The sequence below is a fragment of the Flaviramulus basaltis genome, assembly GCF_900114265.1.
Lineage (GTDB): Bacteria > Bacteroidota > Bacteroidia > Flavobacteriales > Flavobacteriaceae > Flaviramulus > Flaviramulus basaltis.
This window is the reverse complement of the sequence record NZ_FPKV01000001.1, coordinates 483187-498307: the sequence shown is the minus strand read 5'-3', so window position 1 is coordinate 498307 and position 15121 is coordinate 483187. Positions and strand designations below refer to the sequence as shown.

18 protein-coding genes are annotated in these 15121 nt (G+C 31.4%); 8 read left to right on the top strand and 10 right to left on the bottom strand.

The annotated features are described in order from the left end of the window. Positions 1-173 precede the first annotated feature (173 nt). Positions 174-2309: a TonB-dependent receptor gene (locus tag BT151_RS02335; protein ID WP_072400153.1), complete on the top strand. Its 2136-nt coding sequence runs from the start codon at positions 174-176 to the stop codon at positions 2307-2309. A gap of 50 nt (positions 2310-2359) precedes the next feature. Here the strand turns inward: BT151_RS02335 and BT151_RS02330 are convergent, their stop codons facing one another. Beyond that, positions 2360-2788 (bottom strand): hypothetical protein, encoded by a 429-nt coding sequence (locus BT151_RS02330; protein ID WP_072400152.1) that lies wholly within the window; start codon positions 2786-2788, stop codon positions 2360-2362. Between the two features lie 147 nt (positions 2789-2935). Between BT151_RS02330 and greA the strand changes: the two genes are divergently transcribed. Continuing rightward, positions 2936-3409, top strand: a complete 474-nt coding sequence (gene greA, locus BT151_RS02325) for a transcription elongation factor GreA (RefSeq protein WP_072400151.1) — start codon at positions 2936-2938, stop codon at positions 3407-3409. Positions 3410-3503: 94 nt separating this feature from the next. Then, positions 3504-3893 carry an HIT family protein gene (locus BT151_RS02320; RefSeq protein WP_072400150.1) on the top strand — a complete coding sequence of 130 codons (390 nt, stop codon included), beginning with the start codon at positions 3504-3506 and terminating at the stop codon, positions 3891-3893. Here the strand turns inward: BT151_RS02320 and BT151_RS02315 are convergent. Beyond that, positions 3888-4238, bottom strand: coding sequence for a hypothetical protein (locus BT151_RS02315; RefSeq protein WP_072400149.1), 351 nt, complete (start codon positions 4236-4238; stop codon positions 3888-3890). The two genes, BT151_RS02320 and BT151_RS02315, sit on opposite strands and share 6 nt — an antisense overlap. A 3-nt stretch (positions 4239-4241) precedes the next feature. Further along, entirely contained in the window at positions 4242-5396 is a 1155-nt protein-coding gene (locus BT151_RS02310; protein WP_072400148.1) for a sensor histidine kinase, read from the bottom strand. A 123-nt stretch (positions 5397-5519) separates the two neighbouring features. Between BT151_RS02310 and BT151_RS02305 the strand changes: the two genes are divergently transcribed. The 3 genes from BT151_RS02305 to aat all read left to right on the top strand — a co-directional run bounded on the left by BT151_RS02305 (position 5520) and on the right by aat (position 7605). Continuing rightward, a complete protein-coding gene (locus BT151_RS02305; protein ID WP_072400967.1) occupies positions 5520-6389 on the top strand; it encodes a flavin reductase family protein in 870 nt (289 codons plus the stop codon). 37 nt (positions 6390-6426) lie between these two features. Next, positions 6427-6804: a DUF3127 domain-containing protein gene (locus tag BT151_RS02300; protein WP_072400147.1), complete on the top strand. Its 378-nt coding sequence runs from the start codon at positions 6427-6429 to the stop codon at positions 6802-6804. A 153-nt stretch (positions 6805-6957) separates the two neighbouring features. Continuing rightward, the gene (gene aat, locus BT151_RS02295; RefSeq protein ID WP_072400146.1) at positions 6958-7605 is read left to right on the top strand and encodes a leucyl/phenylalanyl-tRNA--protein transferase; all 648 of its coding nucleotides are present in this window, start codon (positions 6958-6960) and stop codon (positions 7603-7605) included. Between the two features lie 31 nt (positions 7606-7636). Here aat and BT151_RS02290 read toward each other — a convergent pair whose 3' ends face one another. Further along, positions 7637-8200 carry a DNA-3-methyladenine glycosylase I gene (locus tag BT151_RS02290; RefSeq protein WP_072400145.1) on the bottom strand — a complete coding sequence of 188 codons (564 nt, stop codon included), beginning with the start codon at positions 8198-8200 and terminating at the stop codon, positions 7637-7639. Between the two features lie 139 nt (positions 8201-8339). On the opposite strand from BT151_RS02290, the gene BT151_RS02285 reads away from it, so the two are divergent. After that, positions 8340-8957 (top strand): thioredoxin family protein, encoded by a 618-nt coding sequence (locus BT151_RS02285; RefSeq protein WP_072400144.1) that lies wholly within the window; start codon positions 8340-8342, stop codon positions 8955-8957. On the opposite strand, the gene BT151_RS02280 is transcribed toward BT151_RS02285, so the two are convergent. From BT151_RS02280 to BT151_RS02265, 4 genes are all read right to left on the bottom strand, one after another. Then, the gene (locus BT151_RS02280; RefSeq protein WP_072400143.1) at positions 8941-9657 is read right to left on the bottom strand and encodes an energy transducer TonB; all 717 of its coding nucleotides are present in this window, start codon (positions 9655-9657) and stop codon (positions 8941-8943) included. The two genes, BT151_RS02285 and BT151_RS02280, sit on opposite strands and share 17 nt — an antisense overlap. A gap of 58 nt (positions 9658-9715) precedes the next feature. After that, positions 9716-10411 carry a tRNA pseudouridine(55) synthase TruB gene (truB, locus tag BT151_RS02275; protein ID WP_072400142.1) on the bottom strand — a complete coding sequence of 232 codons (696 nt, stop codon included), beginning with the start codon at positions 10409-10411 and terminating at the stop codon, positions 9716-9718. Position 10412: 1 nt separating this feature from the next. Further along, the gene (locus BT151_RS02270; RefSeq protein ID WP_072400141.1) at positions 10413-11210 is read right to left on the bottom strand and encodes an undecaprenyl-diphosphate phosphatase; all 798 of its coding nucleotides are present in this window, start codon (positions 11208-11210) and stop codon (positions 10413-10415) included. 65 nt (positions 11211-11275) lie between these two features. Beyond that, positions 11276-12616, bottom strand: a complete 1341-nt coding sequence (locus BT151_RS02265; protein WP_216231064.1) for a GntP family permease — start codon at positions 12614-12616, stop codon at positions 11276-11278. A gap of 45 nt (positions 12617-12661) precedes the next feature. On the opposite strand from BT151_RS02265, the gene BT151_RS02260 reads away from it, so the two are divergent. Next, positions 12662-13795, top strand: coding sequence for a glycerate kinase (locus BT151_RS02260; RefSeq protein WP_072400139.1), 1134 nt, complete (start codon positions 12662-12664; stop codon positions 13793-13795). Between the two features lie 45 nt (positions 13796-13840). Here BT151_RS02260 and BT151_RS02255 read toward each other — a convergent pair whose 3' ends face one another. Further along, complete coding sequence (locus BT151_RS02255; RefSeq protein ID WP_072400138.1) at positions 13841-14095, bottom strand: DUF3098 domain-containing protein; 255 nt, start codon at positions 14093-14095, stop codon at positions 13841-13843. Positions 14096-14164: 69 nt separating this feature from the next. Further along, positions 14165-15043, bottom strand: coding sequence for a cell division protein FtsX (locus BT151_RS02250; protein ID WP_072400137.1), 879 nt, complete (start codon positions 15041-15043; stop codon positions 14165-14167). Positions 15044-15121: the final 78 nt, after the last annotated feature.

The following is a 15121-nucleotide window of genomic DNA, read 5'->3' as shown; positions in this document are numbered from 1 at the left end:
GCTGTTTAGGAATTTAAATTTTATCGTCATTGCGAAGTAATTTTTAATTACTGTGGCAATCTGTTAAAAGGAATAGATTACTGCGTCGTAAAAACTCCTCGTAATGACACAAACTAATTTATTAACAATTAAGAATAATTACCTCTTTTTATTCGATTATAAACATAATCGTAATGAAAAACATTTTTCTTTTTTTAACACTTCTCGTGTTATCAGTCAGCGCCAATGCGCAACAAAATCAAGTAAAACAAGATTCAACTAAAACCGAAAAACTAGACGAAGTTTTAGTAAAAGCAGTTCGTGTAAATGCAGATTCTCCAATTACACATTCCAACGTTTCAAAAGAGCAATTGGAAAAACGCAATTTAGGGCAGGATATTCCTGCGCTTTTAAATTATTTGCCATCGGTAGTAACCACAAGTGATGCCGGAGCAGGTATTGGTTATACGGGTATTAGAGTGCGTGGTACAGATGCTACTCGAGTAAATGTAACCATAAATGGAATTCCTTATAACGACCCAGAAAGTCAAGGAACGTTTTGGGTAAACTTAGGTGATTTTGCTTCATCAATTGAGAGTTTACAATTACAACGTGGTGTTGGAACATCTACAAATGGCTCAGGTGCTTTTGGCGCAAGTTTAAATGTGTTAACAGATGTGCTTTCAGATGAGGCTTCAGGGGAGATTTCTAATAGCTTTGGAAGCTATAATACAAGAAAACATACCGTAAAACTTAGCACAGGATTACTAAATGACCATTTTGAAATCTCTGGACGTTTCTCTAAAATTGATTCTGATGGTTATATAGACCGTGCCTATACAGATTTAGGTTCATACTTTTTACAAGGTATTTACAAAGATGAAAATACTTTAATTAAAGCCTTAACATTTGGAGCAAAAGAGCAAACTTATCAAGCATGGTATGGATTAACAGCAGATGAATTACAGGAAAACCGCCGTCAAAACCCATATACTTATGAAAATGAAACCGATAATTATTGGCAAGACCATTATCAATTGCATTGGAATGAACGTTTCAATAACAACTGGTCAACTAATTTAGGTTTAAACTATACCAAAGGAAAAGGCTATTATGAGCAATATAAACCTGAAGAATCTGCTGCAGATTTTGATAATTTAATTGAAGATGATTCCGATGTTATTGTACGCCGTTGGTTAGATAATAATTTTTACGTCCTAAATGCTAATGTTTCTTATAAGAAAAATACTTTAGAAATTATTTCGGGTATCTCTTACAGTACTTATGATGGTGATCATTTTGGAGAAGTTATTTGGGGAAGCGATTTAGCACCAAATACGAATATTAGAGATAGATATTATGAAGGTGACGCTACTAAAAATGATTTTAGTGTTTTTTCTAAAGCAACATTTAAACTTGCTGAAAAAGTAACAGGTTTTGTGGACTTACAAGGGCGTTTTGTAAGCTATAAAACTAATGGAATAAATTCAGATTTAGTAAGTTTTGTAACCGATGCAAACTTTAGTTTTTTTAATCCAAAATTAGGTTTCACTTTTAAAAATTCTGATTTTAACAGCTTTTACGCATCTTACGGACGAGCAAATAGAGAGCCAAATCGTGATGATTTTAAAGCAGGTGTAACAGAAAACGAAACGCTAAATGATATTGAATTAGGTTGGAGACACCATAAAAACAAAGTAAGTGTAAATACGAATTTGTATTATATGTTTTACCAAAATCAATTGGTATTAACTGGCGAGTTGGATGATGTAGGAAGCCCTATAAGAGCAACAAGTGGTAAAAGTTACAGATTAGGTTTAGAGGTTGATGCAAATATTCAGTTTAATAAACTATTTAACATCTCAACTAATATTGCAATAAGCAGTAATAAAAACCAAGATTTTAATTCACCTATTAATGGTGAACTGGTAGATTTAGGAAATACAAATATTTCTTTTTCACCAGATTTAGTCATTGGTAATGCACTTAATTTTAATCCTTTAAAAAATCTACAATTGTCTTTTTTAAGCAAATATGTTGGTGAACAATATATGGGAAATGTAGATAATGAAGATTCTAAATTGGACAGCTATTTTGTAAACGATTTCAATATCAATTATGAAATTAAACCTAATAAAACATTCAAGTCAATTGTTATATCTGGGTTAGTTAACAATGTATTTAACAAAGAATATGTGTCTAATGGGTTTTTTGGCTCATATGATTATGATGATACATCAAGTCCAACTGGAACAACTACTGGGTATTATTCAGGTTATTATCCGCAAGCAACTACTAACTTTTTAGTTGGAGTTACTCTTAAGTTTTAAGAAGAATAGAAACAATATTAAAAGCCTCGGCATTATGTTGAGGCTTTTTTTTAGTTGTAAATTAAAAGATTATTGCCAGCTTTTTCAACTCTATAATTTTTTAAAGCACATCTTAAACCATCATTTCCTTCGGGTGTTCCAGTTACAAAATTATAAGTGTTACCATCATCACAACCACAGGTTCCAAACAAACCATTTGGAATTAATGCAGAACAAGAATTAGGCACATGGTTTGGGTCGCTAGCATCCCAAGCATAAAAATCTGCACCAATACTCGCTACAATAATACCTGCATTTCCTGCATTAGCAATATATATCGAATTTCCTGCAAAAGCTAACTGGCTATATTGCGGTAAACTAAGGTCTATATTAAGATTAACACCAATATCTAGTAAAAATTTACAGTTTTTATTATCTATAGAATTACTGCTGCAAGAGTATAGAAAAATAAAACATAAAAAACTGAAAACGTATTTCATAGCACTTTTGAATTTAATGGGCAATTTACAACAAAAAGTAAATTGAGTTAAATATTTTGTATATTTGTAGTACAATCTCGTGTATGCGGGATTTTTTTATATGCTGAATTTTTTTCAGCATCTTTTATTAAGTAAAACGATGAAGTTATGAGTAAAGTATCATACTATACACCTGAGGGATTAAAAAAATTAAGAGACGAGCTTAAACAATTAAAAGATGTAGAGCGCGTAAAAGCTTCTAGAGCAATTGCAGAAGCTAGAGATAAAGGCGATTTAAGTGAAAATGCAGAATACGATGCGGCTAAAGAAGCACAAGGCATGTTAGAAATGCGAATTGCTAAATTGGAAGATGCTTTAGCTGGAGCAAGGCTTATTGATGAATCGCAATTAGATATTACTAAAGCATTAGTGTTATCTAAAGTAAAAATAAAAAACCAAACCAATGGTATGGAAATGCTATACACTTTGGTAGCTGATGGTGAAGCAGATTTGGCTTCAGGAAAAATTTCGGTTAATTCACCAATTGGTAAAGGTTTGTTAGGTAAATCTGTTGGAGATGTAGCAGAAATTCAAGTGCCAAATGGCGTTATGAAATTTGATATTATCGAAATTTCAAGATAATCTAGTTCATTAAAAAAAGGATAAAAAAGATTTCTAATTAAATATGATTAGGAATCTTTTTTATATTTACAACTATTCAAAACTCTCAAAAACTATGGCTTCAATTTTCACTAAAATAATTAACGGAGAAATTCCTTGCTATAAAGTGGCAGAAACGGATGAGTTTTTAGCCTTTTTAGATATTAATCCAAACGCTAAAGGGCATACGCTTTGTATTCCTAAAAAAGAAGTTGATAAAATTTTTGATTTGGATGAGACTTCTTATAATGGTTTAATGAGTTTTTCTAGACGTGTTGCTTTAGCCATAGAAAAAGCAATACCATGTAAACGTATTGGTTTAACAGTAATTGGATTAGAAGTGCCTCATGCTCATGTGCATTTAATTCCTTTACACACTATGGAAGATGCGCGTTTTATTAAAAAAGAAAAATTAACTTCGGAAGAGCTGCAGCAAGTAGCCAACGCTATAAAAGCAGAGTTATAATTGGTTGTAAAGTATTGTGAATATTATTGCAGCAACAACTATAGCAATAGTTATAATAACAATCCAAGATAATTTTTTTAAATAAGTTGAAGGCTTTTTTGGAGCAAAAGCTTTGTTTTGATATTCAACTACACGGTCAATATCATCAGTCCATTGTTCAGGATAAATAATCGAATTACAATTTTTACATGCTAATTCATGATTAATTTCAGAGGTAATGGATTTATAAAATTTGGTTTCAACTATTTTTTGCTTAAAAGTTAAGTGCAAACCATCTGTACTGTAACATTCTGGACAGTTATTTTTTAAGTCAACTCCTTTTATGTGTATTAGTTTATCTGGCATAAATTAGAAAGCTCGGGTTAAATTTATTTGTATGGTACTGCCTTTTCCTATTTCAGATTGTAAAACCTTTATTTTGCCATTATGAAAATCTTCAATAATACGTTTTGTTAGCGATAAGCCTAATCCCCAACCACGTTTTTTGGTTGTAAAACCAGGGTCGAATATTTTGTTAAAATCCTTTTTAGGAATTCCTTTTCCTGTATCGGTCACACTAACTTTTACATTATTTTCTAATTGTGAAATTTCAATAGTTAATTTACCTCTACCTTTCATGGCATCAATAGCATTCTTGACTAAATTTTCAATAGTCCAACTGTAAAGTTGTTTATTTAAATTTACGAGAATTTCATCATTTGGGACTTTTATTTCAAAATCAATAAGTTTTGAAGAGCGTGTTTTTAAGTAATCATAAGAGTTTACGGTTTCTTCAATAATATCTAGAACTTCTAATTTTGGAACTGAGCCTATTTTGCTAAAACGCTCTGTAATAGTTTGTAGTCTGTCTATATCTTTTTCAATTTCAACAATATAGTCTGGGTTTATATCTTCACTTTTTAATATTTCTGTCCATCCAATTAAGGAAGATAAGGGCGTGCCAATTTGATGTGCAGTTTCCTTTGCCATACCAGACCAAAGCTTATTTTGAGTAGCGTTTTTGTTGCTTCTGTAAAAGAAATAAATAACAGCACCAAAAAGAAAAATGATAAGAAATAACGCTAGAGGATAGTATTTTAACTTATTTAATAAAGGAGAATTGCCATAGTAAATTGTGCTAATTACTTTTCCGTCAAGCTTCACCTTAATAGGAACATTTTCTTGTTTAAATTTTAAGATTAGCTTATTTAGGGATATTGAATCCTTTACTTTGTTGTCCTCTATATTATTATACTCATAACTACCATCTTGATTTACTTTAATCATTGGGGTAGTTTTATTGCTTGTAATGACCTTTAATGGTAAATTTCCTAAATCAAAATTAAGATTATCAGTTTTTAGTAAATCGGTTTGTGCAAAAGACCAATTTTCCATTTTTGTTCTTTCTTCATCTTTAAAATGCTGAAAAAACTCATATGTTTTCCATAAAATAAGAGATACAATAGCAAACGAAGCAATAATAATAATCCAACGAAATGCATTGCTATACTTTGTAAAAATCATTAACAATTAAATTTGACTTGTAATATAATGCAAAACTGTTAATATTATTGCGTAAGTTGTTAGTAAATCTGTTTTTAGATGAACAACATAATGGCTACATTTGTTGAAATTAAAAAAAGCTTAATGGCGTCAATAGATCCAAAAACATTATCAACTAGTAAATTACATAGTTATTTGCTAAGTGCTGTTGCACCAAGACCAATTGCTTTTGCAAGTACAGTTGATGTAGATGGGAATCCAAATATATCACCATTTAGTTTTTTTAATGTGTTTAGCGCTAACCCGCCAATATTGATTTTTTCACCTTCAAGACGTGTTAGAGACAATACAGAAAAACACACCTTGCAAAATGTTGAGGCAACAAAGGAAGTGGTTATTAATGTGGTGAATTATGATATGGTTCACCAAATGTCTTTAACCAGTACAGAATATCCAGAAAAGGTTAATGAGTTTGAAAAAGCAGGATTAACAATGTTAAAATCTGATATTGTAAAACCGTTTCGAGTAGCTGAAGCACCAGTACAATTTGAATGTAAGGTGAATGATATTATAAAGCTTGGAACTGAAGGCGGTGCAGGAAATTTAATTATTTGCGAAGTTGTGAAATTTCATATTGATGATGACGTTTTAAATGAAGATGGTTCTATAGATCAGAAAAAATTAGATTTAGTAGCCAGAGCAGGAGGTAGTTATTATAGTAGAGCGAAAAAAGGTTTTTTTGAAATACCAAAACCACTTTCCACATTAGGGATAGGTGTAGATAGTTTTCCAGATTATGTTAAAAACAGTATGGTTTTAACAGGAAACGATTTAGGTATGCTTGCTAATATTGAGGCGTTACCAACCAAGAAAATGGTTGAAGATTTTATAGCTGATATTGGAGAGCGTCATCCTAATATAAAAACAGTAACTCACAGGCAAAAACATAAATTGGCTCGTAATTATTTGAGTTTTGGAGATATTGAAAGCGCTTGGAAAGTTTTATTAAGTTAAAATAGAATAGTAATTAATTTAGATATAAATAGTAAACATGGAAGTTCAAGGAAGAATAAAAATGGTAGGAGAAACTCAAACTTTTGGAAGTAATGGGTTTAGGAAAAGAGAAATTGTTGTAACGACTGAGGAGCAATATCCACAACATATTATGGTTGAGTTTGTGCAGGATAAAACAGATTTGTTAAACAGTTACAAAGAAGGACAACAGGTAAAAATTAGCATAAATTTACGTGGTAGAGAGTGGGTAAATCCACAAGGAGAAACTAAATATTTTAATTCTATCCAAGGTTGGAGAATAGAAGCTGCACAAAGTGAAGCTGGAGGTGAAAACTTGCCACCAGTGCCACCTGCTGATGCTTTTGAACCAGCAGGAGATTTAAATGAAGATGATCACGACGATCTTCCTTTTTAAATTTTTAAATAATATTGTTATTACTGCGATGGCAGAAATCTTATAAAAAAACCTCAATGTTTACTACAACATTGAGGTTTTTTTATTTTACATGATTGCTAATAATTATTTCTAATAACGCTTTAAATTTGAATTTTATAGAAATTTAGTTAAATGAAATATCTAACACAAAACATATCCTTTCCAAATGTAAACGAAGCTTCATCAGATGGGTTATTAGCTATTGGTGGCGATTTATCGGTTAAGCGATTATTGCTTGCTTATAAATCGGGTATTTTTCCTTGGTTTGAAAATGAAGAGCCTATTTTGTGGTGGTCTCCAAACCCACGTTTTGTGTTGTTTCCAGAAAAGTTGAAAGTCTCAAAAAGCATGAAACAGGTTTTGAGAAATAAGGATTATGTCGTTACTGTAAATAAAGATTTTAAAGCTGTAATTACTGAATGTTCTAAAGCAAAAAGAGAAGGACAAGCTGGAACTTGGATAACTCAAAGTATGATTGATGCCTATATAAAACTTCACGAACTAGGTTATGCAAGGTCTGTTGAGGTTTGGCGTGATAATATGTTGGTTGCTGGACTTTATGGTGTAGATTTAGGAAACAACGTCTTTTCTGGAGAAAGTATGTTTACTAAAGAAAGTAACGCAAGTAAAGCGGGTTTTATATCATTTATACAAAACACGAATTATAAGCTTATAGATTGCCAAGTGTATACCAGTCATCTTGAGAGTTTAGGTGCAGAGGAGATTTCTAGAGATTTATTTTTAAAATATTTGGAAGAATCAAACAGTTTGACTTTGTGAAAATTTCTGCTACTTTAGTTAATCCAGTCAATTAAACTTCTTTATATCTAAAACATTCAGCTTCATGGTCGTTAACCATACCTGTAGCTTGCATATGTGCATAAACAACTGTAGGGCCAACAAATTTAAAACCTCGTTTTTTTAAATCTTTACTTAAAGCATCACTAATATTTGTAGTAGCAGGTGCGTTCTTGTAGTTTTTAAGGTTGTTTTTAATTGGTTTTCCATTAACAAACTCCCAAATGTATTTACTAAAACTCCCAAATTCTTCTTGAATTTTCATGAAATTTTGAGCATTAGTCACGGTAGCATTTACTTTTAATTTATTTCTTATAATGCCAGCATCTAAAAGCAAAGTGTCTATTTTATCTTGTTTGTAGTTTGCTATTTTTTTGTAGTCAAAATTATCAAAAGCAGCTCTAAAATTTTCACGTTTACGTAAAATGGTAATCCAACTTAAACCCGCTTGAAAAGTTTCTAAAATTAAAAATTCAAAAAGAGTATCATCATCATAAACAGGAACGCCCCATTCTTGGTCATGATAAGCTTCATATAAATCATCACCTTCACACCAACCACATCTATGTTTTTTCATTTGGAATTTTTTTAAGTACTAATTAATAATTAATTGCTCTTATTGTGAGTTGTAAGTTTTTATAGTGAAACATGACAAAAGTCATCATAAATAAACAAACAAGATACTAATTTTGTGTTATCATTTAAAAAAATTTATAATGAACGTTATAATAAAATCTGCTATAGAAAAAAGTATGTCTTATGATGCTTATCGTAATTTAGTAAAACAATTAGCTCTAGATAATTCGAATACAGGATTAGAAAAAACAGATGCTTTAGCCAATTACACCAAGCTCAATGACAAACGCATGAAACGTTGGGATAAAACTTTAAAAATATATGGAGATGCTCAACAAAAAATTTCAGAATTTAATCAAAAAACAACTTGGTTAGTGATTACAGAAAGCTGGTGTGGAGATGCAGCTCATGTTATGCCCGTTTTAAATAAAATAGCAGAGTTAAATTCATCTATTAATTTTAAAGTGGTGCTTCGTGATGAAAATCCTGAACTTATGGATGCTTTTTTAACACAAGGAGCTAGAGCAATTCCTAAGGTAATTATGATTGATGATGAAACAGGAGAAGTTGCAAATACATACGGACCAAGACCTAGTGAAGCAACTAATTATGTAAATAAGTTTAAAGCACAATACGGTCAATTAACACCAGAATTTAAAGAAGATTTACAGCATTGGTATAATGATAACAAAGGGCAAAATATAATTGAAGATATTACAAAAATACTATGCCAATTACAACCTACTGTTTGCCTATAAAATAAAATGTAATGGTTCCTATTTGAGTTTCTTTAGATGCATCTGTGCTAAATAGCGACTGTTTTGCATATTCTAAAGCATGTTCAATTAAACACTCGTTATCTGATGTTGATGAGGAGTTTACGTAAGCATCAGTAACATTTCCATCAGAATTAACCGTTATATTTACAGTTATTTTGCCATCAAATTCACAAAGATAAACAGGAATAGGAATGTAAACTTTTGTTCTATTTTTTAATGAAAAACTAATTGTACTTTTAGAGTTATTACCACCAGAGCGTTGTTTTTTTAAAAGCTCATTTACTTTACTGAATTTAGTTAACTCGTCGTCGTTTAGTTTAGAGTCTTCAGTATCGTCATAATTTCGTTTTGCAGTATTTGGACCATCTGAGACACTACTCGATTTTGGAACATAATCTTCTGGTGGCGCAATGGTTTTATAAGCTTGAGCAAACTGTTTGCTTTTTTGAGTCTCATTAAAAGCATCATTAGTTTCTGCCTTAGCGTTATTTAAACTTTCTAAAGCTTCAAGAACCTTTATTTCTTCTTTAGTGAGTTCCTTTTCAGGCTCAATTTCGTAGTAACTCTCAGATGCAATTTCGCTCTGCTTTTTAAGTCCAAAATTAAAAACAGATAGTACTACGGTTCCCGAAAGGAAGAAGGTAATAAGTAGGGCTTTATGTTGATTTGTGAAGTTCAAATCTTTTTAATTATCGTTTGGGTTTATGAAATATACGTAAAATAAAGGAATTTAGTTGTTAAGAGATGTTAAGGTCCTTGATAAAGTCATCAATTGAAGGTGCATTATCAACATGAAAATCACCAATTTTTGTACGTCTTAAAGCTGATAAATGCGCTCCAGATTGTAAAGCTTTGCCAAAATCGTTAGCTAATGATCGAATATAGGTTCCCTTGCTGCAAACTACTCTAAAACTTACGTTAAGCACATCAATATTTGTAATTTCAAATTCTGAAATACTTACTAATCTTGATTTTATTTCAACCTCTTCGCCAGCTCTAGCAAATTCATATAAACGTTTTCCGTCTTTTTTTAAAGCTGAAAATACAGGTGGGAATTGTTGAATATCACCTATAAATTGTTTTGTGGTTTCTTTAATTAAGGCTTCTGTAATATGCTCAGTAGGGAAGGTTTCGTTTATTTCAGTTTCTAAATCAAAAGAAGGCGTAGTGCCTCCTAAAGTTATAGTACCAGTGTATTCTTTTATTTGTCCTTGAAAGGTATCTATTTGCTTCGTCATTTTACCTGTACAAATAACTAGTAAACCAGTTGCTAAAGGATCTAAAGTGCCAGCGTGACCAACCTTTATTTTTTTTATTTGAAATGCTTGTCGTATTTCCCAACGCAATTTGTTTATAACTTGGAAAGATGTCCAATTTAAAGGCTTGTCTATTAATAAAACCTGACCAGAAAGATAATCGTCTTTACTAAGCATATTATTTATTTAATAAAGCAAATGCGATAGCAATTAAACCAACAATAACGCAGTAAATAGCAAAATAAGAAAGTTTACTTTTTTTAACCAAGGCAATCATCCAAGTACAAGCAAATAAACCAGCAACAAATGCAGCTATAAAACCTATAGAAAGCGAAGTGAAATTTCCACTATCGTAAGTTAAATCACCACTTAAAACATCTTTAGCAATTTTTCCAAAAATTAGCGGCACAACCATTAAAAATGAAAAACGAGCTGCTTTAGTTTTGTCGTTTCCTAATAATACCGATGTAGAAATTGTTGCACCAGAGCGTGAAATCCCTGGTAACATAGCAATAGCTTGAGAAATTCCGATAATAAAAGCATTCTTAAAGGATACTTTTTTATTGGTGTCTTTAGCTTTATCTGCCATAAACAATAAAATTGCAGTCACAATAAGCATACAACCTACAAGCAAAACGCTACCTCCAAAAAGTTGTTCTAATTGTTTTTCAAAAAAGAGACCAACTAAAACAGCAGGAATCATGGATATTACAATTTTAGTAATGAATTGTAAATCATCATTCCACTTAAATTTTAAAGCGCCTTTTATCAAATCTAAAATATCTTTTCTAAAAACCACAATAGTACTTAAAGCTGTTGCAAAGTGCAAAACTACTGTAAACAATAAACTTTCTTCTGCTACTAAATTATCGCCTAAAATGGCTTTTCCTAGTTCTAAATGTCCGCTTGATGAAACAGGTAAGAATTCTGTAAGACCTTGAATGATACCAAGAATGATTGAGTCGATTATATCCATGCGTCAAAAATAGCTAATAACATAAAGTAAACATAACAGTAGGTATAAAAAGTATGTTAAATCGATTAAATAAAAATCCAACCAATAATCATAATTAAAATTATACCAAAAAAGCCTTGAATTAAGGTGGAAACGGTTTGTGTTTTAAGTGCAGTTGGTGTATCCATTCCCGAGAATTGTGCCACAACCCAAAAGAAACTATCGTTTAAATGTGAAACTGTCATGGCACCAGCGCCAATTGCAAGTACAGTTAATGCTCTACCTAAAGAAGAATCTAAGCCAAACGATTCTAAAATTGGTGCAATTATAGCGGCAGTTGTGATTATAGAAACTGTTGATGAGCCTTGAGCAGTTTTTAAAACAGCCGCAATAATAAATGGTAAAAACAAACCAAGGTTTAAATTTGAAAACTTACTTCCAATAATATCTCCAATACCTGTTGCTTGTAAAATAGAACCAAAAGCACCACCAGCACCTGTAATTAAAATAATAATACCAGCTTCTTTTAATCCGCTAGTTACCCAATTAAAATGCGTCGCTTCTTTAACGTTTTTTTTCAATTTAAAAGCCAGAAAAACACCAATTAATAAAGCAATTATAGGGTTTCCTATAAAGTTAGTTATTCTTGAAAAAACACCTTCTCCAAAAGGATGTGTTGGATAATCGGAAATAGATTTTAATGCAATTAATACAATCGGAATAATGATTGGCATAAATGTATTTGACGTTTTTGGAATAGTTTGATGTTGTGAATCGGTTTCAGAAACTTCATCCTTATTCTCAGTAGAAGTTTCAATATTTTTATAGCGACGCTGAAGGTATTTTGCCCAAAAATAACCAACTAAAGATACAGGAAAAGCTACGGCAAGACCCAAAAGAATAACCAGTCCTAAATCTGCATCCAAAGCAGCCGTTGCGGCTAAAGGACCAGGAGTTGGTGGCACAAATACATGTGCAGTATATAATCCAGCGGCCAACGAAACGGCTAAAACCGTTAATGGTATTTTGGTACTTTTGCTAATTGCTTTATTTAAAGGAGATAAAATAATAAAACCAGAATCGCAATACACAGGTATAGAAACAATAAAACCAGTAATATTCATAGCTAAAACCGACCTACTTTTTCCTATAGTATTTAAAGCCCAATTTGCCATGGTTTTAGCGCCACCACTTTTTTCTAAATAAGCACCAATTATGGTCCCAAAAGCAATTATTATTCCTATGCTTCCAAGGGTTTTTCCAAAACCAGAAGTTAGGGTTGCTGTGATTTCTTCTTCAGTTAGCCCACCAACAAATCCCATAACAATACCAGCCATTAATAAAGATAAAAAAGGATGAAATTTATATTTTGAAGCCGCAATAACCATTAATACAACAACAACTACTAATGCAATTAAAATCTCCATAATGCTTATATTTGATAGAACTAAAAGTACTAATAAATTTTATTTATGAAGATTGTACTCGCGCCAGATAAATTTAAAGGCTCTTTAACAGGCATGCAATTTTGTGATATTGTTGAGGATAGTTTAAGAAAAGTGCTGCAAAATGTTGAAATAATAAACTTGCCACTTTCTGATGGTGGTGATGGTACAATTGAAGTTTTAGAATACCATTTAAACGGGCAACTTTTAAATGTAAAAGTTAACGACCCGTTATTTAGACCAATTAATACATCGTATCTTTATATGGAAGCTATTAAAACGGCTTTTGTTGAAATGGCAGGAGCTTCTGGAATGGCTCTTTTAAAACCAGAAGAACAGAATTGCTTTCATACCACAACTTTGGGGACTGGCGAAGTTATTTTGAATGCTATAAAAAAAGGTGCTAAAACCATTATTCTTGGTATTGGAGGAAGTGCAACTAACGATTGTGGTATTGGTATGGCTACTGCTTTAGGGTATAAGTTTGAAGATGAGAATGGAATTGAACTGAGTCCAATAGGTGAAAATTTATCAAAAATTCATTATATAAATACAGATAATGTCATTGAAGATTTAAATGATATAGATTTTAAAGTCGCTTGCGATGTTACTAATCCGTTATATGGAGAACAAGGCGCTGCATATATTTACGGGCCACAAAAAGGTGCTTCAGAGAATGAAATAAAGCAATTAGATGTAGGCTTAAAAAATATTTCTAATGTGTTTATAGAGCAGTTTGGTAAAGATGTTCAAAATATAAAAGGTTCTGGAGCAGCTGGCGGAATGGGAGCAGGCGCTATGGTGTTTTTAAATGCAGAGTTAAAATCGGGCATCGATTTGGTAAAGGATTTAATTGGTTTTGATAAAAGAATTCAAGGTGCTAATTGGATTATAACTGGCGAAGGAAAATTAGATAATCAAACACTTTCAGGAAAAACGATTCAAGGTGTGTTAACTTCTGCTAAAAAGTATCAAATACCTGTAGCAGCTCTATGTGGCAGTGTGTCACTTTTAAATGAAGATGCAAAAAAACTAGGGATTTCGTATTCAGATGCAGTAATAAATCAAGCTAAAAATCTAGATGATGCCATGAAAAACAGTAGCAAATATCTTTCTAAAATGACAACAAAGTTTGCTGAAACCTTATTAATGCTCCAATAAATGTGAATTCAAGTGATTTTGAAGTATGAGAAATAGTTTTGAGAACTATTTTTTATCAGGATTTAAAAGAATAGCATAGACTTGAATACCAAACCCAATAAGGATTAACATTGGTGCTAAACGAATGCGTCTCCAACTAAAAATATCAGGATTAAAAACATTAGGGTCGTCGCTACCACCGCCAGACATTAAAATAAAACCTAGAGCAATAATAGCTAAACCTATAAACATGAATTTATAGTTTTTCTTTCCAAATACAAACACAGGTTTTGATTCTTCTTTTCGTTTTTTTTCTCCCATAACTACTAGTAATATTGTGCAAAGTAAAACATTTATTGAAAAATGACTCTTAAGATTTATTTAAAAAAATCAATAATACAACTCGTCTGTTTTTAAATTTAAAAAACGTTGTGTTGCAAAGTGGGTGCTAATCCAAGTAATAACAATCCCTAAAGCAAAAATTAAAACAAATAATAAAGTCACTAAAACGGGGTTGCTTAATAATTGTAAATCTGAAAATGTTTTATTTAAATAATATAAAACAATAGCCATTCCAATAAGTGCTAAAAAAGCGCCTAACATACCAAGTCGTACACTTTTCCAAACAAATGGTCTTCGAATAAACTGCTTTGTAGCACCAACCATTTGCATGGTTTTTATGGTAAATCGTTTAGAATATACCGATAATCTAATTGAGCTATTTATTAATAAAACAGCAATTAAAGTAAAAATGCCGCTTATAACCAATACCCAAAAACTTATCTTTTTAACGTTATCATTCATAAGGTTTACCAAATCGTTATCATAAGTCACTTCATCTACAAAGTTTTTATTTAACGCTTCCGTAGAAATTTTTTCAAGATGCTCGGAGGTTACGAAATCGGCTTTTAAATGAACATCTATTGAGTTTTGTAACGGATTGTAACCCACAAAATCCATAAAATCCTCACCGTTTTCAGCCTTCATAAATTCGGCAGCTTGTTCTTTTGAAACATATTCGGTAGACTTTACATAATCTGCCATAGCTAAACTTTTTTCAAGTTGTTTAGTTTCAACTTCTTTAGCCGAATCTTTTAAATAGATAGTTACGACTACTTGCTCTTTAAAATGATCAGACACTTTTTTAGCATTTAGCACAAGCATACCCAATAATCCTAATAAAAATAATACCAAAGCAATACTTAAAACAACTGAAAAATAGGAAGAAATAAGTCTGCGTTTTTGGTGCTTTTCAAATGATGAACTCATATAATGTGGATTAACGAATGTAAAAATAATAAAGTATCTGCAATCTGCATTTATATTAACTAAAACATATTAAAATTG